The sequence below is a fragment of the Sphingomonas crocodyli genome (assembly GCF_004005865.1).
Lineage (GTDB): Bacteria > Pseudomonadota > Alphaproteobacteria > Sphingomonadales > Sphingomonadaceae > Rhizorhabdus > Rhizorhabdus crocodyli.
In genome coordinates, this window is record NZ_SACN01000001.1 from 2,237,627 (window position 1) to 2,261,948 (window position 24,322).

Sequence of the window (24,322 nt, forward strand, 5' to 3'; positions counted from 1 at the left end):
CTCAAAGCAGCGCGAACACCCGATATTCGGCGCCGTCCCCGGCCCATCGCCCTGCCCCCACCGCCTGCACCTCGTTCAACCAGGCGTGCGGCCCTTCCGGCACTTCGAACAAGGTCGCCGTCATCCAGGCCCCGCGCGCATAGGCGCCCGACGTCGCGCCGGTATAGGCCATCAGCACCGATGTTCCGTCATCGGTGCGCAGCAGCGTCTTGACGTCATAATGCATCAGCATCTCGAACCCCGGCTGACCCGGCTCGCCCTTCGCATGCATATAATGCGGCGACCAGCTGTAGCCGGACAGGAACTGCCCCGCGATCTTCGGCCCCTTGAACGCGCCGCCGGCCTCGGCCAGCGTGAAGTAACGCGCGCCGAAGGGGCTGGCGACGGTATGCCGCTTCGATCCCGGCTCATGCTCGCTCTTGCGGCGCAGGACGAATTCGGCGGGCAGACTGCGGCGCTGGCTCGGGTCGGTCGCGGTATCGCGCGGGCCTTCGCTCTCGGCCTCGCCGGTCAGCTGATAGACCTCAATGACCGTGGTGCCGTCGGCGCGCTCCTCCCCGACGCCCATCGCCTGAATCCCGTTGATCCAGCCATGCGGCCCGTCCGCCACGTCGAACACGGCCGAAATCCGCGACTGCCCAGCGCCATAACGCGGCGACATCCGCCCGCGATAGCGCATCAGAATCGCGGTCCCGTCATCGAGCAGCAGCCCCGCCTCGGCATCGAGCTGCCGCAACGATCCGTCGAGGCTGGCGCGGCCATAGTCAGTCGCATGCAGTCTCAGCACCTGTCCGTTCAGCCGCGCCCCCCGGATCGTGCCACCGCTCGCTTTCTCGAAGATGCGGCGGCCGAACGGCCCCACATAATCGTGGCGGGCGTCGTTCAGCCCCTCCAGCACCATCGTGAACATATGGTCGACCGGAATCTGGACCTCGCTCATTTCCCCTCTCCCTTTTCGCGCACGAGCTGTTCGCGCAGCACGTTGCGCTGGATCTTGCCGGTCAGCGTCTTGGGCAATTCGCCCACGAAGCGCACGCTGCGCGGATATTTGTAGGGCGCGGTTCCGGCCCGAACGAAGGCCTGCAACTCGCCCGCCAGCGCCTCTCCGGCATCGCCGCGCGCCACAACGAAAGCGACCACGATCTCGCCGCGCTCCTCATCTGGCCCGCCTACCACGGCCGCCTCGGCCACCGCGGGGTGGGTCAGCAGCACATCCTCGATCTCGCTCGGCCCGATCCGATAGCCCGACGAGTTGATCACATCGTCGGTGCGCCCCTGATGATAGATGAACCCGTCCTCGTCCTGCGAACCGCGATCCCCGGTGACGAACCATCGTCCATCCGGCCCGTCGGCATAGCAATCGGCCGTCCGCTCCGGATCCTTCCAATAACCCAGCATGATCTGCGGATTGGGCGCGCGGATCGCGATGTCGCCGATTTCGCCGCGCGGCAGTTCGCGCCCGCCCGCAACGATGCGGACGTCGTTATACGCCATCGCCTTGCCCGCCGAACCCCGGCGGTAGAGCAGATCGGGCGGATAGCAGATCGATATCAGCGTTTCGGTCTGGCCATAGCCTTCCGCAATTGGATGCCCCGTCGCCCGTTGCCAGCGATCGACGATCACGGGGCTCAGCGATTCGCCCGCCGATGTCGTGCGGCGCAGGCGCGAAAGATCGTGCGCCGCCATGTCCTGATCGACCACGCGGAGCAATTCGGTGGCCGGCGCGCAATAGACGGTGACGCCATAGCGAGACAGCAGCCGCAGCCGCTCCGCAGCGTCGAACGGCCCGTCATAAAAGAAGGCGCACGCCCCCACGCTCCACGGCCCGACCAGGATCGCCGTGCCCGCCATGCTCCAGCCCGTATCCGCCGTCGCCCAGATCATGTCGTCGCGGCGCAGATCGAGCCAGTCGATCGCCGATTGCCGCCACACATAAGTGGCGCGCGCCGCATGCAGCACGCCCTTGGGCTGGCCGGTCGATCCGCTGGTGAAATAGAGGATCGCCGGATCCTCGGCCTCCATCCGCACCGGCTCGAACCCCGGATCGCCGGCATCGATCAGCGCGTCGAACGCCAGCCAGTCCGCTGCCGCGCCCACACTGATGCGGATTGGGATGTCGAGGCCCGCAAACTTGTCGACCTGCTCCGCGCGCGCGATCGCCACCTTCGCCTCGGCGCGGGCGACGCGATAGGCGATGTCCTTGGCGGTCAGCATCTCGATGCACGGGATCGGGATCGCACCCAGCTTGAAGCAGGCAACCATTGCGATCTGCCATTCGGGAATGCGCGGCAGCATGATGATGACGCGGTCGCCCTTCGCGACACCCAGCTTCGCCAGCGATGCGGCCAGCTTCGCGGTAAGCCGCGCCATATCCGAAAAGGAAAAGCGTTGCTCCTCGCCCGCTGCATTGGCCCAGATCAGCGCCGGGCCGTCGACGGTGCGCGCGAGATGATCGACGACGTCGCCGCCGAAATTGAAGCTCGGCGGATAGAGGCTCATGACGCGGTATAACCGCCGTCGACGCGCAGCGACTGGCCGGTCACGTAACTCGCGGCCGGGGACGCCAGATAGAGGCACGCCCCCACAACCTCCTCCGGCTTGCCGAAGCGCCCCAGCGGCGTGTGATCCACGATCTTGCCCGACAATATCTCGTGCCCCTGCAGGCCCGCCGTCAGATCGGTCTCGAAATAGCCGGGGGCGACCGTGTTCACCCGCACGCCCTTCGCCGCCCAATCGATCGCCAGCGACTTGGTGAGCAGTTCCAGCCCGCCCTTCGCCGCATTATAGGCCGCCGCCTTGGCCAGCCCGACATGGCCGGCGACCGAGCTGATCCCGATGATCGATCCCTTGCCGCGCTCGATCATCGGCTTCCCGAACAACAGGCAACAATGGAACACCGCGCTCAGGTTCACGTCGATGATCGCGCGCCATTCGCTCATCGGCACCTTTTCGGCGCTGCGATACCAGGGGTTGATCCCGGCATTGTTGATCAGAGTGTCGACCGGCCCAAGGTCGCCCAGGATGCGCGCGGCGACCGCCTCCATCGCAGCCTCGTCTGCGACATCGGCCGCATAAGCACGCACATCGCCCTCTATGTCTGCGGCCGCCTGCGCCAGGCGATCAGCATCGCGTCCGATGATCGCGACGGTCGCGCCCGCCGCAGCAAAGCCCTCTGCAATCGCCCGGCCAAGTCCACGCCCGCCACCGGTGACGACGACACTTTCTCCCGCGAAATCATAGCGGACGTCCGCCATCAACCCTGCTCCTTTGTCGTTCGTTTTCTTTGGCGTTTCGTTTGGAATATCGCAGTCGGCGCGAACCGCACACCCTTTCGGAACGACTAAAGGTTGGGCTAGGACAGGCGCGTCTCGCAGAACAGGGGTGCACGATATGGCGAAGCGGATGCGATCGATCATGGCGGCGCTGCTGCTGGCAACAGCGGCAACGGGCGCGCAGGCGGCCTGCCCCGATGCGGTTCCGACCGGCTTCAAATGCCGGGGCAATGACAATCTGATCCACGAAGCCAGCGGCACGGTGTTTCCCAAGAAACTCGCCGGCTTCACCCGATTCTACGAGCAGCCCTTCGATCTGGTCGGGCATGACGTGACCATCGCTTATGGCCGCGATCTGAACGGCACGCCGATCGTCGCGCGCGTCGCGCTGATCCACATCGAGGCGATGACGCCGAAGGAACATTATCTCGGCATGAAATCGCTGATCGGCCAATATTTCGGCGCGCTGAAGTTCAGCGATCTGAAGCCGGCCGGTGAAGGGCCATTCGATCCGCCGGGCATGAAGGCCGGATCGGGCTATCAGGGCCGCTTCACCGCGGTCGCCGATGGCCAGCCTTATGAACTGAGCCTCTCGACCGTCAGCTTCGGCTATTGGAGCGCGCGCCTCACGGCCGCTTATCCATCCGAAGGCGCCGCCGCCACGCGCGCCCAGATACTGGAGCTTGCCCGCAAGCTTGAGGTCACCGGGCCTGCCAAACCGAAGAAGTGAAGCGATATCAGGAAATGATGCGCGAGCCGAACCTGTTGTGATGTTCGCGCGTTTGGCCCGGCGGCGGGCAACGTCTCGCTGAAGAGGCAGGAGTTTTCTGATGAAGACCATCGTGATGCTGACCGCGCTCGCTTTCGCGACGACGGGGATTGCCGCCCACGCGCAGGACGCTGCGCCGGCCGCGCCCGCGCTACCGACCTGTTCGAAAACCGTCACCGACAAATGCGTCAACCGCACCGCGACGGTCCATCATCGCAAGGTGATCAAGAAGACCACCAAGATCACCAAGACCCACAAGGAGGGATAAGCCCCCAACCGTCATCCCGGCGGAGGCCGGGATGACGCATATTTAGGTCAAGCCGCCGCTGGCGCTTATGAGCGCGCCCCGCGTGCGCCCATCACCCTCCCCTCAATAACTCTTCTTCTGCCCCAGCTCTCGCTCTGCAATGTAGCTGAAGATCATCTCGCGGCTGACCGGCGCGATGCGCGCGATCATGGACTCGCGGAAATAGCGTTCGACGTGGAATTCGCGGGCATAACCCATGCCGCCATGCGTCAGCACCGCCGTCTCGCACGCATGGAAACCCGCCTCCGCGCCCAGATATTTGGCGGCATTGGCGAAGGATCCGCATTCCTGATCGGCATCGAACAGGCGGGCGGCCTGGAACGCCATCAGATTGGCCGCCTCCAGATCCATCCAGCATTTGGCCAGCGGGTGCTGGATGCCTTGGTTCTGCCCGATCGGTCGGCCGAAGACGGTCCGATCGCGCGCATAGTCCGATGCCTTGCGCAGCGCCGCACGCCCCAGCCCCACCGATTCCGCCGCGAACAGCACGCGCTCCGGATTGAGGCCGTGGAGCAGGTAGCGGAAGCCCTTGCCGACTTCGCCGACCAGATCCTCGTCGGGCACGTCCAGATCGTCGATGAACACCGCATTGGTATCCACCGCGTTGCGCCCCATCTTGGGGATGCGCCGCACGTCCACCTTCGATCGATCGAGATCGGTATAGAATAGCGAAAGCCCCTCGGTCGGCTTGGCGCATTGCTCCTTGGGCGTGGTGCGGACGATGATCAGGATCTTGGTCGCGGTCTGCGCGCCGCTGGTCCACATCTTGCGCCCGTTGATCCGCCATCCGCCGCCGGGCTTCTTCGTGGCGAAGGTCTTCAGGCTGGTCGTGTCGAGGCCGCTATCGGGCTCTGTCACGCCGAAGCAGACCCGATCCTCGCCCGCCAGCACGCGCGGCAAATGGCGCGCGCGTTGTTCATCGGTGCCGAAGCGGATCAGCGGCATCAGCCCGAAGATGTTGAGGTGGATTGCCGATGCGCCGGTGAAGCCCGCTCCGCTCTCCGTCACCGCCTGCATCATCGCCGCGGCCTCGCCCAGCCCCAGCCCCGCGCCGCCCACAGACTGCGGCATGGCGATGCCCAGCCAACCGCCATCGGCCATCGCCTTCACGAACTCTTCGGGAAAGCGCTTCGCCTCATCGCAATCGTGCCAATAGGCATCGTCGAAATCGGCCAGCACCTTCTGCACGGCGCTGCTGATCTCCGCCTGTTCGGGCGTCAGGATATGATCGGACAAGATGGGGTCCTTCAGTCGAAAAGGTCGGGTTCGTCGCGGATGACCATGTCCCAATAGGGTTTGAAGCCGTAGATGCCGGCAATCTCGGACCCGATCTGGCCACGCGTCTTGATCGCGACGTCGTGCGGGATCGGGATCGGCGTACCGACCGCCTCCGCCGCCAGTTGCACCTGCGCGGCATTCTCCATCCCGATATAGCGCCACACCGCGCTCTCGATCGATCCGCCAACGGTCAGCAGCCCGTGATTCTGCAGGATCACCGCCTTGCCGTCGCCCAGCGCCTCGGCGATCCGATCGCCCTCGTCAGTGTCGTACACTACCCCCGAAAAGGCCGAGAAGACCCGGTGATCCTGATAGAAGGCGCAGGCGTCCTGCGTCAGCGGATCGAGCGTGCGACCCAGGGTCGACCAGGTCTTGCCGTGGATCGAGTGCGAATGCGCCGCCGCCAGCACGTCGGGCCGCGCCTCATGCAGCCGCGCGTGGATCGCGAAGGCCGCGCGGTTGAGCTGCCCTTCACCCTCAACCCGACGCCCCTCATGGTTGACCATGATCAGGCTCGACACCGTGATATGGCCGAACGGGACCGTGTAGGGGTTTACCCAGAAATGCGTTGGATCGCCCGGATCGCGCACCGTGATGTGGCCGGCTCCGCCCATGTCGAAACCGAGCTTTCCGAAGATGCGGCAGGCGGCGGCAAGCCTCTGTTTGCGGTACAGCCGCTCCTCCGCGATCGACTCGCGCGGCGGCGGCAATTCCTTGCCCTTGGGCCAGATCGTCGGGACGATCTTCGACTCCATCACCCTTGGCTCCCTCTCTTGTTGGCAAAAGAGTTAACTCAATTGATGAGGCGACGCAATGCTCGCTCATTTGTCGCCTGGGCCAACAAAGCCGGGCTGTTCATCGCCAATCCGAAAGCGCACACTCTTATCAAAATATGGAGAGTGTGATGGCCGATACGGCATATGATCTGGTGATCCGCGGCGGAACCGTGGTCGACGGCAGCGGCGGTGACAGCTTCATCGGCGACGTGGCGATCAAGGACGGCCGGATCGCTGCAATCGGCGAGGTTCGCGGCACCGGCGCGCAGGAAATCGACGCGACCGGCCTGATCGTCACCCCCGGCTTCGTCGACGTCCACACCCATTATGACGGCCAGGCGCTATGGGACGAACGGATGCAGCCTTCGTCCTGGCATGGCGTCACCACGATCGTGATGGGCAATTGCGGCGTCGGCTTCGCACCGTGCAAGCCCGAGGATCGCGAACGGCTCGTCCGGCTGATGGAGGGGGTCGAGGACATTCCCAATCCGGTGATGACCGAGGGTCTGCCGTGGAACTGGCTGAGCTTCCCCGATTATCTCGACGCGATCGAGGAGCGGCGCTTCGACGTCGATATCGGCACCCAGCTGCCCCATGCCGCCTTGCGCACCTATGTGATGGGCGAGCGCGCGACCTGTTTCGAACAGGCGACCGAGGCGGACATCAACGCGATGGCCGCCATCGCCAAACGCGCGGTGGAGGCCGGCGCGCTGGGCTTCTCCACCTCGCGCACGATCAACCACAAGACGCCCGACGGCGAACATACCCCCACGCTCAAGGCCGCCGAGCGCGAGCTGGTCGGTATCGCCAAAGGGCTGGCGGCGGCGGGCAAGGGCACGCTGCAGATGATCTGCGACTTTGACGATGTCGACAGCGAGTTCGCACTGATGCGTCACATGGTCGAGGAAAGCGGCCGCCCCCTCTCCTTCTCGCTGATGCAGAAGCATGAACGGCCCGAGGATTGGCGCCGCATCGTCGCGCATCTGGGCGACGCGGTCGCGGCCGGCCTGCCGATGAAGGCGCAGGTCGCCGCGCGCGGCGTCGGCGCGCTGCAGGGGCTGGAACTGACCTACAACCCCTTCATCGCCAACCCTGTGTTCCGCGAGATCATCGCGCTGCCCCATGCCGAAAAGGTCGCGAAACTGAGCGATCCGGCCTTCCGCGAACGGCTGCTGGAGGCGAACCGCAGCCCCGACCTTCCCGCCGGCCTGCGCAACTTCAGCCGCATGTACATCCTCGCCCGCGAGAATACCGATTACGAACCCCGTCCGGAGGATTCGATCGCGGGCCTTGCCGAGGCGCGCGGCGTCGAACCGGCCGAAATCGCGCTCGATCATATGCTGAGCGATGGCGGTCGCGGGCTGATCTACACGGTCGCGACCAACTATGCGTATGGCAATCTCGATCATGCGCGGGAGTTGCTGCTCGATCCCAACACCATTCCCGGCCTGTCCGATGGCGGCGCGCATATGGGGATCATCTGCGACGGATCCTTCCCCACGCAGGTGATGCTTTGGGCCAAGCGCGAACGCGGCGAAGGCATCGGCATCGAGAAACTCGTGCGGATGCAGACGAACGATACCGCGCAGGCGCTCGGCCTCGGCGATCGCGGCCGGATCGAGCCGGGGCTGCGCGCCGATCTCAACATCATCGATCTCGACGCGCTCAGCCTCTACGCGCCCGAAGTCCGCTACGATCTGCCGACCGGCGCCCGCCGCCTCGTCCAGCGGGCGGGCGGCTATCGCTGGACGATCGTGGCGGGCGAAGTCACCTATCGTGACGGCGAACCGACCGGCGCGCTCCCCGGTCGCCTCGTGCGCGGCGCGCGTGGCAAAGCCAATGTCGCTGCGGCCGCCTGAGGGAACCCGGCTTCCCGGCCATCCGTTTTTCACGGCGATAACAGCCGAGGAGAATGGACATGCCGACCCCGCAGGAACTCGAAGCCAAATTCTGGAAAGCCCTCCGCTCGGACATGACGATCATGCTCGGGCAGGACGGCGCCGAGGATGGCCATACCCGCCCGATGACCGTGCAGGTCGAGGGTGATCATGGCCCCTTGTGGATGTTCACCTCTACCGACAATGCGCTGGTCAACAGCCTCGCCAATTATGGCGGCCGCGCCATCGCCACCTTCGCATCGAAGGGGCATGATCTGTTCGCCACGATCCACGGCACCGTCCGCGTCGACACCGATCGCGCGGTCGTGGAGCGGCTGTGGAACAGCCATGTCGCCGCCTGGTATGAAGGCGGAAAGGACGATCCCAAGATCGCCCTTCTCCGCCTCGATCCCGAAAAGGCCGAAATCTGGGAGAACGGATCGAGCCTGATCGCCGGCATCAAGACGATGCTCGGCCGCGATCCGAAGGAAGATTATAAGGACAAGGTCGCCGAGGTCTCGCTCGCCTGATCCGTCAGCACGCCGCTCCACCTTTTGCGAGGTGGAGCGCGCAGGCGAGCGGCGCATCCTCCCCCGGCCGATCTGCCACGACGTGCCGGGGCCTCACCCCGACCTTCTCGATCCGCGTGCCATCGGGCAGCCGCACATCATAATCGGCCACCGTCAGCCTCCCGCCATCGGGCAGGCGATAGTCCGCCCCGCCCGTCACCGCCCCCTTGCTCCGCTGCCCGATCACATCGGCCCCAGCGCGATCCAAAGCCGCCGCAAGTAGTTCGGCCGCGCTGGCGGTTCGCGGCCCGATCAGAACATAAATCCGTCTGTTATAGAGCCGCTTGCCGACCGTCTTTTCGATAGCATCTTCACGCAACAATAGCGGCGTGCCACTGGGCAGGAAGATACCCGCTATCCGATCCAACACATCGTCCCGTCCCCCGCCATTGTCGCGCAGATCGAGGATCAGCGCCTCGGGACGCACCGCCCGCATCGTCGCGCGCAACCAGCGCTCGTCGGGCGGCATGAAGGCATCGAAGCGCACCAGCCATACGTCCAACGCGACTTCGCGCGCTTCGCGCTTCGTGCGATCGGGTGCACGCTCCACCGCCAGATCGGCCGGCGATCGCGCATAGACATGACTGTCGCCGATCGACGCCAGCATCGCGTTGAGCGCTGCATAGAAACTCGCCTGATCGGCCGCCGCGATGGCCCGCCCCCGATAATGATCACGCGCGGCGGCCCAATCCTGCCCGCCGAAACTGCGATCCCAATAATGCCGATCAACCAGCGACCAGGCCCGATCGAACAGCGCCGCCCGATCCGACGCCGCCGCACAGAGCGGCAGCATCGCCGCGACGATCGCGATCAGCCGAAGACGCATCGCAACGTCACCTGCCTGCCGACCATATCGACAGCGATCTCGGCGCATCGATCGAGCCGGTCACGCCCCAGCATCACGACCGGCCACGCCTCCTGACGCGGAATGTGCCGCTTCACGACGATATCGCCGGGCTCCGCGTCGGGGTCGGCAAAGCTCTCCCGCCCGCCAAAATCGGTCATCCGCACGGCTATGTCGGCAAAGGCGAACCCTGCAATCTCCGCCGGCCGTTCGAACCGCACCCGCCGCGCCGGCCGCGTCACGCCAAAGGCCGAAGCCACCTCGAAACTCTCCCCGTCCGGCCCTCCGCCCAGCTTGCGCGCCAACAGGGCGCCGGCGGCGGCAGTGGCCACGCTCCGCTCCCGCCCCGGCGCCAACTGGATCGCGATCGGGCTGCCGTCCGGCACCGCCTCCAGCCCGCGCTCGATCGTCGATCGCACCGGCAGCCGCCGCTCCTCCAGCGCCCCCTGCACCCCATCGCGCACGAAACGCACGGTGGCATAGGGCAACAGACCAAGCCCGATCTCGCCATCGACGCCCTCGCAGCATTTCGGGCCGTGCGACGACAGCTGCACCGGGCGCTTCGTCCTGCCGATCCGAAGCTCGCCGATCGCGGTTACGCCCTTGATCGTCTCCCGCCCGACCTGCGCGTCGAACCCATCCTCGAACATGATCGGCAGGCGCGGGATGACGTCGGCGTTGATCTCCACCACATCCTTCGCGTCCAGCCCCACGCGCAGCCGCAGCGGCACGCCCGCCACTTCGACATCGATCACCGGTGCATCGATCGGCACCACCAGTTCGCCGCGCGGCGGCGCCGGCTTACGCGCATCGGCGGCGGCTATCAGCGCCAGTGCCCCAACGATCCACAGATACCTTGCCATCACCCGCCAACGAGGGATGGCGCAGGCCGTTCCGCCTTGATACCGATCACTCTATGCAAACCGACATCGAGATCGCGCGCGCCGCCAAGCTTCGTCCTATCGCTCATGTGGCCGACGCGCTTGGCATCCCGGAGGATGCCGTCGAACCTTATGGTCGATACAAGGCGAAGATCGCTTTGCCCTGGCTCCGCGCACAGGAGGAGAAGGGCAAAAGGGGCAAGCTGATCCTCGTCACCGCCATCAATCCGACGCCGGCGGGCGAAGGCAAGACGACGACGTCGGTGGGCCTGGCCGACGCGCTGAACCGCACCGGGCGAAAGACCGTCCTGTGCCTGCGCGAACCCTCGCTCGGCCCCTGTTTCGGGATGAAGGGGGGCGCAGCCGGTGGCGGCTTTGCGCAGGTCGCGCCGATGGAGGATATCAACCTCCACTTCACCGGCGATTTCCACGCCATCACCTCGGCGCACAATCTGCTCGCCGCGATGATCGACAACCATATCCACTGGGGCAATGCGCTGGGCATCGACGTGCGCCGCGTGATGTGGCGCCGCGTGCTCGACATGAACGATCGCGCGCTGCGTGACGTCGTCCAGTCGATCGGCGGCACCGCCAACGGCTTCCCGCGCGAATCCGGCTTCGACATCACCGTCGCCTCCGAAGTGATGGCGATCCTGTGCCTCTCCGAAGATCTGGCCGATATGGAGGCGCGGCTCGGCCGCATCGTCGTCGCCTATACGCGCGATCGCAAGCCGATCACGGCGCGCGATCTGAAGGCCGATGGCGCAATGGCCGTGCTGCTCGCCCAAGCGATCCAGCCCAATCTCGTTCAGACGCTGGAGGGCAATCCGGCCTTCGTCCACGGCGGCCCCTTCGCGAACATCGCGCATGGCTGCAACTCGGTCATCGCCACCCGCGCGGCGCTGTCGCTGGGCGATTATGTCGTCACCGAAGCCGGATTCGGCGCCGATCTGGGCGCGGAGAAATTCTTCGACATCAAATGTCGGCAGGCGGGGCTTTCGCCCGAGGCCGTCGTGATCGTCGCCACCGTCCGCGCGCTCAAGATGAATGGCGGCGTCGCCAAGGCCGATCTGGGCAAGGAGGATGTCGAGGCGGTTCGCCGCGGCTCGGTCAACTTGATCCGTCATATCGAGAATGTCCGCCAGTTCGGCGTCCCTGCCGTGGTCGCCATCAACCATTTCGTCACCGACAGCGATGCCGAACTGCAGGTTCTGCGCGAAGTCGCCGAAGCGCATGGATCGCAGGCAATCTTGTGCCGCCACTGGGCCGAGGGCGGCGCGGGCGCGGTCGAGCTGGCCGAAGCCGTCGCCGCGATCGCGGATATGGGTGCGGCGCAATTCGCACCGATCTACGACGATGATCTTTCGCTGTTCGACAAGATCAACACGATCGCCACCCGCATCTACCGCGCCGAGGAAGCCGTCGCCGATCCCAGCGTCCGCGCCCAGCTCGATCGTTGGGAGGCCGCGGGCTACGGCCATCTCCCCGTCTGCCTTGCCAAGACGCAATACAGCTTCTCGACCGATCCGGCCTTGCTCGGCGCGCCCACCGGCCATGTCGTGCCGGTCCGCGAAGTCCGCCTCGCCGCCGGGGCCGGCTTCGTCGTGGCGATCTGCGGGGAAATCATGACGATGCCCGGCCTGCCGAAGGTGCCCGCCGCCGAATCGATCCGCATCGACGCCGACGGCGTGATCGAAGGTCTGTTCTAAACCCTCAATCCTCCCCCGCCAGGGAGCGCGAGGTTGAACACGCCCCGCGTGTTCAAGGATCGTTCGGGGAACGATCCGACCTCGCACTGTGTCAGCGTAGCTGACGGAGGGGGAGGTCAGCAGCTAACTCGTTTGAATCGCATCCTCCCCCTCCGTCGCCTTCGGCGCCACCTCCCCCTGGCGGGGGAGGATAACAAGCATAAAAAAAACGCCATCCCGCCGAGAGGGTGGTGGCGGGATGGCGCGATAGTTTAGCCCGATCGAAGCCGCATGACGGGGCCATGACCCGCCGTGCGTTTCGCCTCGTGGCTTCTGTCTATCGAACCTGTTACATCCTGTAAACGACAGGTTGTCACGGATAACGCGCAACAAACCTGCTAAAGGATCGGGTCAGCGCGTCGAGCATGTCGTTCCGTTCGAGCAGCGCATAGTGGATGATGTAGCTGTTGAACTGCTCGAGGATCAGTTCGACCAGCAGCACCGCATCGGCGAAGCGTTCGCGATCCTGCACGCTGCCATCCTGTTCGTACCGAAACAGCGGGATATTCTCGGTCAGCTCCGCCATATAGTCGCGCACCAGATCCTTCACCGCCTTGGTGAAGGTCGGCTCAACGGCGCCCATTTCGAAGAAAGCCCGCAACGCATTGCGATCCTGCTCATAACCGTCGAGCATCTTGGTCAGCCAGGCGCGCACGCCCTTCGGATCGCGGGCCTGCTCGGCGGAAATCTGCCCCCACACCTTGCGCGCCAGCTGATGCTGTTCGTCGAAGAACTCCATCGCCACGGCCAGCTTGCCGTCGAAATGTCGGTAGAAGGTCTGGCGGCTGACCCCGGCCTCCTGCGCGATGTCGTCGACCGACGGGGCGAGGTAGCCCGATCGTTCGAACACCCGGCGCGCGGCCGCGATCAGCCTGCGGCGATTTTCCTCGCGCTGCGCGCGTGCGAAGGCGCCAAGCGCCGCGACCTGCTTACCCTTGTTCATGCTCCTCCCCTTTGCACCGAAATGCCCGGGGGAAAAGGGCCGTCAGACAGCAACCGCAATCGAACGCGGTATCATCATGCGGACGAGCAGCGCCGCAACGACCCCGAATATGCCCAGCGCGACCAACGCGATCCCCGCACTCGCCAGCCCCGCAATCGGCTCCAGCGCAAACTGCGCGAGGAAGGGCGCGGCGAAATAGGCGCCGCGGGCGAGGCCCATATTGCGCGTCTTATCGATATCGCGGCCCACCATCGCGGCGAAGGCGTAGAGGTTAGGGCTGCCCAGCCCCAGGCCCAACCCCGCCACCGCCTGCCCAGCCAGCAGCACCGGCAGGTTGGTCGAAAGGCCGGTGATCGCCAGCCCGCCCGCCATCACCACGAAGGCCACGACGAAGGTCAGCCACAGCGAAACGCCCCGCCGCCAGCGCGCATAGACCAGCGAGACGAGCGCCCCGCCCAGCGCCGCCGGCAGCATCGCCAGCCCCACCACGCCCGGATCGTGGATGCCGATGTCGGCCAGATGGAACGGCGTATAGAGCGACTGCGTGCTCACCAGCGCGCCGGTCACGATCCCCAAAATCACGATCGAGATGGGGAAGCCCCCGCCCCCGGCCGATTTCGGCGCATGCTGGGGCGGCGCGCCGACGCTGTGAGGGATGCCCGCAGCCACCAGCACCACGACGCCCAGCGCGAGCGCATGGACCATGAACGGCAATCGCCAGTCGACCTTGCCCAGGAACCCCGCCAGCGGCACCAGCACCAGCGCGCCGAGCGTGCCGGTCAGCAGGACATAGCCGAGCCAGCGGTTGCGCTGATCGCCATCCATCTCGGTCGCGATCAGCGAGACGAGCAAGGTCGCGATGATGGCGGTCGAGAGGCCCAGGCCGAAGCGCGTCGCGACGATCAGCCACAGATTGTCGATGATCCCACCCGCAACGCCGAACGCCGCATAGCCGATCAGGCCGAGGATCAGCGCACGGCGCCAGCCCAGCCTGCGTGCGACGATGCCGGTGAACGGCGCGAACAGCATCGCGATGCCGATCGACGTCACCATCAGCCGGGTGAGCCACCCCACCCCCGGCGTCGCCGCGAAATGCGCGCCGACCTTGGGCAGGATCGGGGTCAGCCCTGCGACCGCATAGGCCGACAGGACGGGCGAAAGCAGGATCGCGGTCCGGGCCGCGATCCCCAGCGGTGCGCGCTCCACGCGCGTCAGGCCGGAACGCGGTCCGTCGGCTTTACGGTCTCTTCCTTCCAGCGATCCTTATTGTCGCGATAGCTGGCGGCCATCTTGTCCCAATGGGCTTCGTCATTGCCCTTGAAATGGATGTTGAAATGGGTCGCGTTGCGGCACTCGAGGAACTCGACCCCGTCTTCCAGCGCCTCGAACGTGTAGCCGAAGTCCGCCGGGATGAAGATGCCGTCGCCCTTGCGCAGGATCTGCGTGCCCGCGCGCAACGCGCCGCCCAGGATATAATAGATGCAGTCGGCATTGTGGCTGTGCCGCGGCAGCACATAGCCGCTCTTGAACCAGCTGTAGCACAGGCTCATGCCGCCGCCGGGCTGGCTGAAGAGGACGCGAACATCCTCGCCCGCCACGCGCTCCTCGCCGCCCTGCGCGGCCGCGAGCTTGGCGAAGCCCGCCATCACGCCCGCATCGATCCCGACGAAGGGCATCGCATCCTTGCCGAGTTCGGGCGCATCGGCGCCGCGGAAGATCTGCATGCGCTGGCGGGTGCCCTTGGGCGCCTCGACGGGCTCGACGCTCTCTGGGGTGGTGCCGGTGCTGCTGATGCCGTCGGTCATGCTTCGATCTCCTGGTCCGCGCGTCTGCCCCGCGCTTTATAATGCATTATTCTCCCACCCACCGGGCGGGTCAAGCGATGTCGCGCCTTGCCGCGATGATTTTCGAATCCGGTTCGCTTTAGCCCGCATCCGTAATTTCCCATGAAGGGCCGAACGGGCTGTTGACCGGCGCGCAGACGCCACCTATAGGCCGCCTCCACCGTGGAGCGGTGCCCTCTGGGGCGGAGTAGCTCAGCTGGTTAGAGCAGCGGAATCATAATCCGCGTGTCGGGGGTTCAAGTCCCTCCTCCGCTACCACTCCACGGTCCTTCAAAATCCTTCGCACATCCCGGAACCACTCCCGCAGGCCCACGTTTGCGGCCATGATGGGGAAGAGGAACTGTGTGCGATGGAACTGACCGTATCGCTTGAAACCGTCTGCCGGCTGATCGTGCGCGCCCGCGAGCTTGAGGCGCAGGTGCCCGCGATCGAGACCGAGGCCGACGACGATCCCACCGATTCCGACGATCCCTTCGCCGTGATCGAGGATGAGGCCAACGAGGCGATCGAGGAAGAGGTGTCGAGCCTGCTCGACGATCTCAACGAGGATGAGCTTTACGAGGTGCTGGCGCTGGCGCTGGTCGGCCGCGGCACCTTCGACGCGAGCGAGTGGGACGAGGCGCTCGAAGCCGCCGGCGAGGACGGCACCGACGAGGCGATCGCGCAACTCATGGATATGCCGATGCTCGCCGGCTATCTCGACGCGGGCCTGACGGCCTTCGATCTCAGCTGCGAAGGCATCGGCCAGATCGACTGACGGCGCAGCCCCGGCCGAGACGCCGGGGCGCCCTTAAATCTCCACCTGGCTCCCAAGCTCGACCACGCGGTTGGTCGGCAGCTTGAAGAACTCCATCGCGCTTTCGGCGTTGCGCAGCATCCACGCGAACAGCTTTTCGCGCCACAGCGCCATGCCGGGGCGCGACGATGGCAGCAAAGTCTGCCGCGCCAGGAAGAAGCTGGTGTCCATCATCCGGAATTCCGGCCCGCACGACTTGGTCGAGGCGAGCACCGCCGGCACGTCCGGATCCTCCATGAAGCCGTAATTGACGACGACGCGGTGGAATCCGTGGCCCAGATCCTTGAAATCCATCCGGTTGCCGCTGGTCAGGTACGGCACGTCGGCGATCTTGACGGTCAGCAGGATCACCCGCTCGTGCAGCACCTTGTTGTGCTTCAGATTGTGGAGCAGCGCGTGGGGTACGCCCTCGGGCGAGCTGGTCATGAACACCGCGGTTCCCGGCACGCGCGTCGCGGTGTTGACCGCCGATTGGACGAACACCTTCACCGGCATCGCCACCTCGCGCATCCGCGCGATCATCAGCTGGCGTCCACGCGCCCAGGTGGTCAGCAGGGTAAAGGCGATGAAGCCGATCAGCAGCGGGAACCAGCCCCCGTCGGGCACCTTCGTCAGGTTCGCGCCGAAATAGGCCAGGTCGACCAGCGCGAACACCGCGATCAGCGGTGCCGCCAGCCACTTGTTCCAGCCCCACAGATGGACCAGCACGACCGCCAGCAGGCAGGTGTCGATCGCCATCGCCCCCGTCACCGCGATGCCATAGGCTGCCGCCAGGTTGCTCGACGATTTGAACGACAGCACCAGCAGGATCACCATCACCATCAGGCCCCAGTTCATCACCGGGATATAGATCTGGCCGATCGCGCCCGCGCTGGTGTGCGTGATGCGCAGACGCGGCATGAAGCCCAGCTGGATCGCCTGCTGCGTGACGGAGAAGGCGCCCGAAATCACCGCCTGGCTCGCGATCACGGTAGCCATCGTGGCGAGGATCACCAGCGGCAGCCGGAGATATTCGGGCGCGAGCAGGAAGAAGGGGTTGTGGATCGTCTGGAGCGCGGTGTTGATGTCCTGCGACAGGATCATCGCCCCCTGCCCCAGATAGTTCAGCATCAGCGCGGGCAGCACGAAGACGAGCCACGACATGCCGATCGGCTTGCGCCCGAAATGGCCCATATCGGCGTAAAGCGCCTCCGCGCCCGTCACCGCCAGCACCACCGAACCCATCGCCAGGAACGCCAGATAGCCGTCGCTGATGAAGAACTGGATCGCATACCAGGGGTTCAGCGCCACCAGCACCGCCGGATTGCCCAGGATGTGGATGATGCCCAGCACCGCCAGCACGGTGAAGTAAACCAGCATGATCGGGCCGAACAGCAGCCCGACCTTCGCCGTCCCGCGCGACTGGATCACGAACAGGCCGATCAGGATGCCGATCGCGATCGGCAGGACGAAGGGCGTGAAGCCTGAATTGACCGTGGTAAGCCCCTCGACCGCCGACAGCACCGAGATCGCCGGGGTGATCATGCTATCGCCGTAGAAGAGTGCGGTCGCGAACACGCCGAGCAGCACGATCCCCTTGGTCCAGCGTTTCCCTTCGGATTTGCGGTTGATCAGCGCGAGCAGCGCGAGGCTGCCGCCCTCGCCCTTATTGTCCGCGCGCATGATGATCATGACGTATTTGATCGTCACGACCAGCATCATCGACCAGAAGATCAGGCTCAGCACGCCCAATATGTGCAGTGGATCGGGCATCAGCCGGTGATGGCCCGCAAATGTTTCGCGGAAGGCGTAGAGCGGGCTGGTGCCGATATCGCCGAAGACGATGCCGATCGCGCCGACGACCAGCTTGGCGAAGCCGCCATGCGCGTGGCTGTCCCCGGCGCCTTGCCCGTGAGAAGGCGGCGCGTGTTCGGCCGGCAGTTGCGGCTCTGTCGTCATGCGGTGATGGACTTCCTGGCCGTCAATGGCTTCATCCCGTGCGCCGACGCCGTCCCCCGTCTCCAGCGCATAGCGGCGGGCCACTAACATTTGTTCCCTGCGCCCGCAACAGACAGGCCCGGTTCAGCTTCCCAAAGCGTCCCGAAGCAGGAATGTGGCGGCATTCCACGATTCCCTGTCAGCATGGGCGTCATATCGAAACACCTCGGGATCCCCGCCGGTGTCCGGATCGGTGAAGTTGTGGCGCACGCCGCCATAGAGGTTCACCTGCCAGCGCGCTTCCGCCTGATCGCGCATCGCCGCCTCGAACGCCGTGATGTCCTCCAGCGGCGCATAGGGATCGCGCGTCCCGTTGCAGATCAGCAGCCGTGCCTTCGCCTTGCCCGCGTCGCTCAAAGTCAGCGGCCCCAGCACCATATGAAAGCCGATCGCCGCCCTGATCGCTGCGCCCGACAGCGCGAACTCCACCGCCATCGCTCCGCCAAAGCAATATCCGATCGCCGCGATCCGCCCCGCATCGACCTCGGGCCGCGCCGCCAGCACATCGAACGCCTCTGTCGCCCGCGCCCGCATCAGCGCGGCATCGCCCGCCAGCTCGGCGAACCGGCGCCCGTTTTCGGGATCGGACAGATCCTTGCCGCGAAAGCCCCCGCCATAATAATCGGCCGCCAGCGCGACATAGCCCTGCTCCGCCATCCGCCGCGCCGATCGATAGCACGCCTCCCCGATCCCGCCTCCGCCCGGAAAGACGATCACCCCCGGTCGCGAACCGGCCCCTTCGGGCACGAATAGACGCCCGTGCGACCCAATCGCGCCATAGCGCACCTCTTCCTCAACCATCCCGCCTCTCCTTTTCGTTTTACGGCCAGCCTTCGCCCGCCTCCCCCATCGTCACCCCGGATCAAGTCCGGGGCAACGGGGAACTGCGCGAAACCGCCCCTCCCCACCTCGTCATTGCGAGGAGCCGCAGGCGACGCGGCAATCCACTCCGCACTCCGGAATGGATTGCCGCGCTCCGCTCGCAATGACGAAAATGGGGCAACACGGCCCTGCAGACTTCGCCGCCGTCGAGCGATATGAGCCCCGGATGGCCCGCCTGCTCCTGTTCAACAAACCCTTCGGGGTTCTGTCGCAATTCACCGACCGCGGATCGCCAACGGTGCGGTCCACATTGTCCGATTTCATTGCGGTGAAGGGCGTCTATCCCGCCGGCAGGCTCGATCGGGACAGTGAGGGGTTGCTGCTTTTATGCGACGATGGGCGGCTGCAGGCGCGCATTGCCGATCCGCGCTTCAAGCTGCCCAAGACCTATCTCGTGCAGGTCGAAGGCGATCCGCAGGAGCAGGAACTGGAGCGCCTGCGCAAGGGCGTCCTCCTCAACGATGGCATGACCCTGCCCGCCGATATCGCCCGCATCGACGCGCCCGATCTGTGGATGCGCGATCCGCCGATACGCCAGCGCAAGTCCATTCCCGACGCCTGGCTGAAAATCACCATTCGCGAAGGGCGCAACCGGCAGGTGCGCCGGATGACGGCGGCGGTCGGCTTGCCCACCCTACGGCTGGTGCGCTGGTCGATCGGCGACTGGACCGTCGCCGGGATCGCGCCGGGGCAGTTCGAGGCGATCTCGGTCTAGGCGAGGTCAGAAGGGCTTTGAAGCTTTCGGCCCGACCCTGTACGAGCCCCGGATTGCCTGCCTCCATCGTCTCGCGCTCGGCTTCCGCGCCCGGCAGTACGGATGAAGGCAGATCGCCAGGAATCTGAATCCCAATGAATTATCGCCATTCCTTCCATGCGGGCAACAGCGCGGATGTCGTGAAGCACAGCCTGCTGATCGCGCTCGTGCAGGCCTTGCAGCAAAAGCCAAGCGCGCTGACCCTGATCGACACCCATGCCGGCTGCGGCCTCTACGACCTCGGCGGCGAGGAGGCGAAGCGCACTGGCGAGGCCACGCAGGGCGTGGTGCGCGCCTTTGCCGATACGAACCCCTTGCTGGACGACTATCGCGCCGCCGTCCGGGCGGTGAATGACGGGGCCGAACCGCATCTCTACCCCGGCTCACCGCGCATATTGGCGCAGCTGCTGCGCCCGCAGGACATCCTGATCCTCAACGAAAAACATGCCCAGGACGCCATTGCGCTGCGCGATGCGATGCGCGGCACACATGCCGCCGTCCATGAACGCGACGCCTACGAACTATGGCTGGCGATGCTGCCGACCCGAACGCCTCGCGGCGTCGTGCTGGTCGATCCGCCCTACGAACAGACCGACGAACGCGCCCGCATAACGGCCACCCTCGCCGCCGCGCACCGCAAATGGGCGCATGGCGTGACGGTGATCTGGTATCCGCTCAAAGACCGCGTCACGCATGTCCGGTGGAAGAATCAGCTTCGCAATCTCGGCATCCCGAAATTCCTTTCGGTGGAGCATTGGCTGTACGACAGCGATCAGCCCGACATCTATAACGGCGCGGGCCTTTTCATCGTCAACCCGCCCTACGCCTTCACGCAGGCACTCCCGCGCATGCAGGAACCCCTCCGCGCCGCGCTGGCGCCGGAAGGGCATAGGGGCAAGATCACAGCGGACTGGCTGCGCGAGTAAGCCAAGCCTCACCGCCTTCTTCCCCCGTTTCCTCCTGCAAGAAGCGACCACCTGCCTCCCCCCAATCGTCACCCGGATCATGTCCGGGGCGACGAGGGGAGCGCGCGCTCCAACCTCCCCACCTCGTCATTGCGAGGAGCCGCAGGCGACGCGGCAATCCATCTCCCGCGCTGGAGATCGATTGCTCCGCTCCGCTCGCAATGACGAGAAAGGGGGTGGAAGCCGCCATTGATACTACACGATTGTTCGCTCAAAATGCGACGTGCTCACCGTTCATACCCTGCCTGCAGTTAAGCAAATTGAGAGCGGCTGGGAGTTCATCCTCTGGCTAGGTGAAGCCTTCGACTATTCGACACCCTTTCGGGCAGCGCTTGATCAAATGGTCGATGTCCTTGCCTGCACCGCGCCCTGCAAACTCGTGTTGCCGTCGCAGGAGGCTTTCGAGGATTTCGTCGAAGGTGAACTCACCTTTGGATATGCGCCAATCAGGATCTACTTTGAACATTCTCTTGGCTATCTCAGCCTTAGAAGCGACGATCGAGTATCGCTGGACGATGTAGCTGCGCGGATTTTTCCACTTGTCGTCATGAGGTAACGGGACAGCGACAAGCGCGGCGCTTGCCGCCATTCTCGACCCGTCATCCCGGCGGAGGCCGGGATCTCAGGAGATAGGAGAACAGGCTTGCCGCAGGAGTCGCCAGAGATCCCGGCCTCCGCCGGGATGAAGCCATATAGGCGCCCTTGACAAATCAGAACAAACAGAGTACATATCGCCTCAATCGCGCTCGCGCGGCGCTCTTTCTCACCGTGCGTCCAACACCCATTATTGCGAATGCGAATTAATATGATGCGTTTTGAGGGGGACGTCGTGACAACTTTGACAACTTTCGCGCCCCCATCGTGACGCTGCGACTCGGCTTTTTGCGCACCGCGCCCGACGAAATTATCGTGCCGCCGAACCGCCCCGCACACGCATCATTACGGCCCCGACGGAAAATATTCGCAACCTTCGTACCGGCCAAAAGCGTTATATCGAGCGGCATATCGCTATCTGCGAGGAGAGAGACATGCGCGTCGGCGTCCCCAAGGAAATCAAGAACCACGAATATCGCGTCGGCCTGACCCCGGCCTCGGTCGCCGAACTGACCGCTGCCGGCCACGAAGTCATCGTCCAGACCCAGGCGGGCATGGGCATCGATTTCGAGGATCAGGATTATGTCGATGCGGGCGCGCGGATCGTGCCCAATGCCGGCGCGGTCTTTTCGGGCGCCGACATGATCGTGAAGGTGAAGGAGCCGCAGCAGAGCGAGATCGCGATGCTGGAATCCCGCCACCTTCTCTTCACCTATCTCCACCTCGCAGCAGACAAGCCGCAGGCCGAAGGGCTGATGGCGTCGGGCGCGACCTGCATCGCCTATGAAACGATCACTTCGCCCCGCGGCGGCCTCCCCCTCCTCAAGCCTATGTCCGAAGTCGCGGGCCGCATGTCGGTGCAGGTCGGCGCGCATTACCTGGAAAAGGGCCAGGGCGGGCGCGGCGTGCTGCTGGGCGGCGTTCCGGGCGTGGCGCCCGCGCGGGTCGCGATCCTCGGCGGCGGCATCGCCGGCGTGAATGCGGCGCAGATGGCGGTCGGCATGCGCGCCGACGTGACGATCTACGACATCTCCAACGATCGCCTCGCCGAACTCGACATGGTCTTCGGCAGCCAGATCAAGACGGCCTATGCCAGCAAGGCCGCGATCGCCGCCGCCGTCGCCCGCGCACATCTGGTGATCGGCGCGGTGCTGGTCCCCGGCGCCGCCGCCCCCAAGCTCGTCACCCGCGACATGCTCAAGACGATGAAGCGCGGCTCGGTCCTCGTCGACATCGCGATCGATCAGGGCGGCTGCTTCGAAACCAGCCACGCCACCACGCATGACGATCCGGTATTCGAAGTCGACGGCATCATCCATTATTGCGTCGCCAACATGCCCGGCGCGGTCGCTCGCACCTCGGCCTTCGCGCTCAACAACGCCACCCTGCCCTTCGTGCTCAAGCTCGCCCATCTGGGCGCCGACGCCGCGATGGCCGCCGATCCGCACCTCGCGGCCGGCCTCAACGTCTCGGGCGGCAAGATCCGGCACAAGGTGGTGGCCGACGCGCTCGATCTGCCGTTCCACGCTTAAATCCGAACCGATCGGTTCGCCCGCGTTGACGTGGGCGCACCGGCGGTGCACGATCGCTCCCGGTTCGAGCCGTCATCAGACCGGCCGGCCGGGAGGGATCGGATGAGCTGGGATGAGACCTATGACGTCGTGGTGGTCGGCAGCGGCGCATCGGGGCTGACCGCCGCGATCACCGCCGCCCGGCGCGGCCTCAGCGTCGTCGTGCTGGAAAAGGCATCGGTCTGGGGCGGCACCACTGCTCTGTCCGGCGGCGGCCTATGGGTGCCCACCAACCGCTATCAGCGCGCGGCGGGCGTTCCCGACACGCTGGAGGCGGCCGAGGCCTATCTCGACGAGATAAGCAACCCCGCCGACGACCCCACCGATCGGCCCAAGCGCCGCGCGATGCTCGAACAGGGGCCGCACCTTGTCGACATGCTGACGGAAGCGGGCTTCGCCTGGACCAGCTCGCCCCAGCCCGATTATCGCGCCGCCTCCCATGCCGGCCTCGCCCGCGGGCTGGACATGGAGATTGCCGACGGCCGCAGGCTGGGGGCGAACCTCGCGACGATGCGCCGCTCGGGCGCGCCCTTCGCGATCATGATCAAGGACATCCCCAAGGTCTCGCGCGCCTTCACCAGCCTCACCAGCATCGCCGCGATGGCGCGGGTCTTCCTGGGTGAGAAGCTGCGCCGCGCGAAGGGCTGGATCCCGCTCGGCTGCGGCGAGAGCCTGATCGGCCAGCTGCGCATGATCGCCGACCAACTGGGTATCGAAGTCCGCCTGAACAGCCCGATCGCCCAGGTCGTGATTGAGGATGGCCGCGCGACCGGCGTGGTGCTGGAGGGCGGCCAGCGGATCGGCGGGGGCAAGGCCTTGTTCCTCTGCGCGGGCGGCTTCGCCCATGCCGATGCTATGCGGACCGATCTTCAGGGGATCGACGGCGCCCAGTCCTCCGCCTCGCGCGACGACACCGGCGACATCATCCGCATGGCCGACAGCATCGGCGCGAAGACCGCGATGCTCGACGCGGCCTGGTGGGGCACCGCCTTCGCGATGCCGGGCGTCCCCGACGCCATCTTCTGCCTCGCCGAACGCTCCCTCCCCCACAGCATCGTCGTCGATCAATCGGGCCGGCGCTTCGTCAACGAGGCGGCGGACTACTACTCGTTCGGCTCGGCGATGCGGAAGGCGGGCCTGACCGAGGCATGGCTGATCGTCGATGCCACCCACCGCAGCCGCTACATGTTCTGCGGCATGTTGCCCGGCAAGACGCCGCAAGGTCTGATCGACGCAGGCTTCTTCATCAAGGCCGACACGATCGACGCGCTGTCGGGCAAGACCGGGATCGACCCCGCCAACCTGAAGGCCACCCTCACCCGCTTCAACGCGATGGCGGCCAAGGGCGTCGATGAGGACTTCCAGCGAGGCGAAAGCCCCTATGAGGGCTTCTGGAACGACCCGACCGTCAAGCCCAATGGCAGCTTCGCCCCGGTCGACAAAGGCCCGTTCCTCGCGGTCCGCATGCTCCTCGGCGACCTCGGCACCAAGGGTGGTCTTGTCACCGACAAGCATTCGCAGGTGGTTGGGACCGATGGTCAGCCGATCGCGGGCCTCTACGCGGCGGGCAACTGCACCGCCTCGGTCTATGGCCGGTCCTATCCCGGCCCCGGCGCGACGCTAGGCCCGGCAATGACCTTCGCCTATATCGGGGCAAACCACATCCCGGCCTGAC

At 65.6% G+C, this 24,322-nt stretch carries 23 protein-coding genes and 1 tRNA gene; 11 read left to right on the forward strand and 13 right to left on the reverse strand.

All coding sequences use genetic code 11. The annotated features are described in order from the left end of the window. Position 1: 1 nt before the first annotated feature. Genes EOD43_RS10805 through EOD43_RS10815 form a run of 3 tightly spaced genes read right to left on the reverse strand, consistent with a single transcriptional unit; the run spans position 2 to position 3,254 of the window. Positions 2 to 940: a DUF3237 family protein gene (locus EOD43_RS10805; RefSeq protein ID WP_127743662.1), complete on the reverse strand. Its 939-nt coding sequence runs from the start codon at positions 938 to 940 to the stop codon at positions 2 to 4. After that, entirely contained in the window at positions 937 to 2,499 is a 1,563-nt protein-coding gene (locus EOD43_RS10810; RefSeq protein ID WP_127743664.1) for an acetate--CoA ligase, read from the reverse strand. The genes EOD43_RS10805 and EOD43_RS10810 overlap by 4 nt, the downstream gene beginning before the upstream one ends. Beyond that, positions 2,496 to 3,254 carry an SDR family NAD(P)-dependent oxidoreductase gene (locus EOD43_RS10815; protein WP_127743666.1) on the reverse strand — a complete coding sequence of 253 codons (759 nt, stop codon included), beginning with the start codon at positions 3,252 to 3,254 and terminating at the stop codon, positions 2,496 to 2,498. Before EOD43_RS10815 ends, EOD43_RS10810 begins: the two co-directional genes overlap by 4 nt. Before the next feature lie 136 nt (positions 3,255 to 3,390). On the opposite strand from EOD43_RS10815, the gene EOD43_RS10820 reads away from it, so the two are divergent. Continuing rightward, entirely contained in the window at positions 3,391 to 4,002 is a 612-nt protein-coding gene (locus EOD43_RS10820) for a hypothetical protein (protein WP_127743668.1), read from the forward strand. 100 nt (positions 4,003 to 4,102) lie between these two features. Then, a complete protein-coding gene (locus tag EOD43_RS10825) occupies positions 4,103 to 4,309 on the forward strand; it encodes a hypothetical protein (protein WP_127743670.1) in 207 nt (68 codons plus the stop codon). A gap of 102 nt (positions 4,310 to 4,411) precedes the next feature. Here EOD43_RS10825 and EOD43_RS10830 read toward each other — a convergent pair whose 3' ends face one another. Next, positions 4,412 to 5,584 carry an acyl-CoA dehydrogenase family protein gene (locus EOD43_RS10830; RefSeq protein WP_127743672.1) on the reverse strand — a complete coding sequence of 391 codons (1,173 nt, stop codon included), beginning with the start codon at positions 5,582 to 5,584 and terminating at the stop codon, positions 4,412 to 4,414. An 11-nt stretch (positions 5,585 to 5,595) separates the two neighbouring features. Continuing rightward, complete coding sequence (locus EOD43_RS10835) at positions 5,596 to 6,381, reverse strand: class II aldolase/adducin family protein (protein WP_127743674.1); 786 nt, start codon at positions 6,379 to 6,381, stop codon at positions 5,596 to 5,598. A 149-nt stretch (positions 6,382 to 6,530) separates the two neighbouring features. Here EOD43_RS10835 and EOD43_RS10840 point away from each other — a divergent pair, with 149 nt between their 5' ends. Both EOD43_RS10840 and EOD43_RS10845 read left to right on the forward strand, forming a co-directional pair. Then, a complete protein-coding gene (locus EOD43_RS10840; RefSeq protein WP_127743676.1) occupies positions 6,531 to 8,261 on the forward strand; it encodes an N-acyl-D-amino-acid deacylase family protein in 1,731 nt (576 codons plus the stop codon). Positions 8,262 to 8,320: 59 nt separating this feature from the next. Continuing rightward, positions 8,321 to 8,809: a pyridoxamine 5'-phosphate oxidase family protein gene (locus EOD43_RS10845; RefSeq protein WP_127743678.1), complete on the forward strand. Its 489-nt coding sequence runs from the start codon at positions 8,321 to 8,323 to the stop codon at positions 8,807 to 8,809. A 4-nt stretch (positions 8,810 to 8,813) separates the two neighbouring features. Here EOD43_RS10845 and EOD43_RS10850 read toward each other — a convergent pair whose 3' ends face one another. Together EOD43_RS10850 and EOD43_RS10855 are read right to left on the reverse strand one after the other, a co-directional pair. Then, positions 8,814 to 9,674 (reverse strand): S41 family peptidase, encoded by an 861-nt coding sequence (locus EOD43_RS10850; protein ID WP_164857190.1) that lies wholly within the window; start codon positions 9,672 to 9,674, stop codon positions 8,814 to 8,816. After that, the gene (locus EOD43_RS10855; RefSeq protein ID WP_127743682.1) at positions 9,659 to 10,555 is read right to left on the reverse strand and encodes a hypothetical protein; all 897 of its coding nucleotides are present in this window, start codon (positions 10,553 to 10,555) and stop codon (positions 9,659 to 9,661) included. Before EOD43_RS10855 ends, EOD43_RS10850 begins: the two co-directional genes overlap by 16 nt. A 53-nt stretch (positions 10,556 to 10,608) precedes the next feature. Here EOD43_RS10855 and EOD43_RS10860 point away from each other — a divergent pair, with 53 nt between their 5' ends. Then, positions 10,609 to 12,282, forward strand: a complete 1,674-nt coding sequence (locus tag EOD43_RS10860) for a formate--tetrahydrofolate ligase (RefSeq protein WP_127743684.1) — start codon at positions 10,609 to 10,611, stop codon at positions 12,280 to 12,282. Positions 12,283 to 12,634: 352 nt separating this feature from the next. Here the strand turns inward: EOD43_RS10860 and EOD43_RS10865 are convergent, their stop codons facing one another. From EOD43_RS10865 to EOD43_RS10875, 3 genes are read right to left on the reverse strand one after another with little or no spacing between them, the layout of a single operon-like run. Continuing rightward, positions 12,635 to 13,264, reverse strand: coding sequence for a TetR/AcrR family transcriptional regulator (locus tag EOD43_RS10865; RefSeq protein WP_127743686.1), 630 nt, complete (start codon positions 13,262 to 13,264; stop codon positions 12,635 to 12,637). A 42-nt stretch (positions 13,265 to 13,306) separates the two neighbouring features. Further along, a complete protein-coding gene (locus tag EOD43_RS10870; RefSeq protein ID WP_164857191.1) occupies positions 13,307 to 14,470 on the reverse strand; it encodes an MFS transporter in 1,164 nt (387 codons plus the stop codon). Between the two features lie 5 nt (positions 14,471 to 14,475). Further along, on the reverse strand, positions 14,476 to 15,069 hold the full coding sequence (locus tag EOD43_RS10875) for a cupin domain-containing protein (RefSeq protein ID WP_127743690.1): 594 nt from the start codon (positions 15,067 to 15,069) through the stop codon (positions 14,476 to 14,478). Between the two features lie 220 nt (positions 15,070 to 15,289). Between EOD43_RS10875 and EOD43_RS10880 the strand changes: the two genes are divergently transcribed. Together EOD43_RS10880 and EOD43_RS10885 are read left to right on the forward strand one after the other, a co-directional pair. After that, positions 15,290 to 15,366 (forward strand) — tRNA-Met (locus EOD43_RS10880). Between the two features lie 91 nt (positions 15,367 to 15,457). After that, a complete protein-coding gene (locus EOD43_RS10885) occupies positions 15,458 to 15,865 on the forward strand; it encodes a DUF3775 domain-containing protein (protein WP_127743692.1) in 408 nt (135 codons plus the stop codon). A gap of 33 nt (positions 15,866 to 15,898) precedes the next feature. Here the strand turns inward: EOD43_RS10885 and EOD43_RS10890 are convergent, their stop codons facing one another. Together EOD43_RS10890 and EOD43_RS10895 are read right to left on the reverse strand one after the other, a co-directional pair. Further along, the gene (locus EOD43_RS10890; RefSeq protein WP_127744713.1) at positions 15,899 to 17,842 is read right to left on the reverse strand and encodes a potassium transporter Kup; all 1,944 of its coding nucleotides are present in this window, start codon (positions 17,840 to 17,842) and stop codon (positions 15,899 to 15,901) included. A gap of 123 nt (positions 17,843 to 17,965) precedes the next feature. Further along, positions 17,966 to 18,682, reverse strand: a complete 717-nt coding sequence (locus tag EOD43_RS10895; protein ID WP_127743694.1) for a dienelactone hydrolase family protein — start codon at positions 18,680 to 18,682, stop codon at positions 17,966 to 17,968. Between the two features lie 247 nt (positions 18,683 to 18,929). Here EOD43_RS10895 and EOD43_RS10900 point away from each other — a divergent pair, with 247 nt between their 5' ends. Both EOD43_RS10900 and EOD43_RS10905 read left to right on the forward strand, forming a co-directional pair. Continuing rightward, a complete protein-coding gene (locus EOD43_RS10900) occupies positions 18,930 to 19,478 on the forward strand; it encodes a pseudouridine synthase (RefSeq protein WP_127743696.1) in 549 nt (182 codons plus the stop codon). A gap of 134 nt (positions 19,479 to 19,612) precedes the next feature. Further along, the gene (locus tag EOD43_RS10905) at positions 19,613 to 20,443 is read left to right on the forward strand and encodes a 23S rRNA (adenine(2030)-N(6))-methyltransferase RlmJ (protein WP_127743698.1); all 831 of its coding nucleotides are present in this window, start codon (positions 19,613 to 19,615) and stop codon (positions 20,441 to 20,443) included. A gap of 328 nt (positions 20,444 to 20,771) precedes the next feature. Here the strand turns inward: EOD43_RS10905 and EOD43_RS23640 are convergent, their stop codons facing one another. Then, a complete protein-coding gene (locus EOD43_RS23640) occupies positions 20,772 to 21,071 on the reverse strand; it encodes a hypothetical protein (RefSeq protein ID WP_164857192.1) in 300 nt (99 codons plus the stop codon). Between the two features lie 439 nt (positions 21,072 to 21,510). Between EOD43_RS23640 and ald the strand changes: the two genes are divergently transcribed. Continuing rightward, on the forward strand, positions 21,511 to 22,608 hold the full coding sequence (gene ald / locus EOD43_RS10915; protein WP_127743702.1) for an alanine dehydrogenase: 1,098 nt from the start codon (positions 21,511 to 21,513) through the stop codon (positions 22,606 to 22,608). A 102-nt stretch (positions 22,609 to 22,710) separates the two neighbouring features. Then, on the forward strand, positions 22,711 to 24,321 hold the full coding sequence (locus tag EOD43_RS10920; protein WP_127743704.1) for an FAD-dependent oxidoreductase: 1,611 nt from the start codon (positions 22,711 to 22,713) through the stop codon (positions 24,319 to 24,321). The last annotated feature ends 1 nt before the right edge of the window (position 24,322 follow it).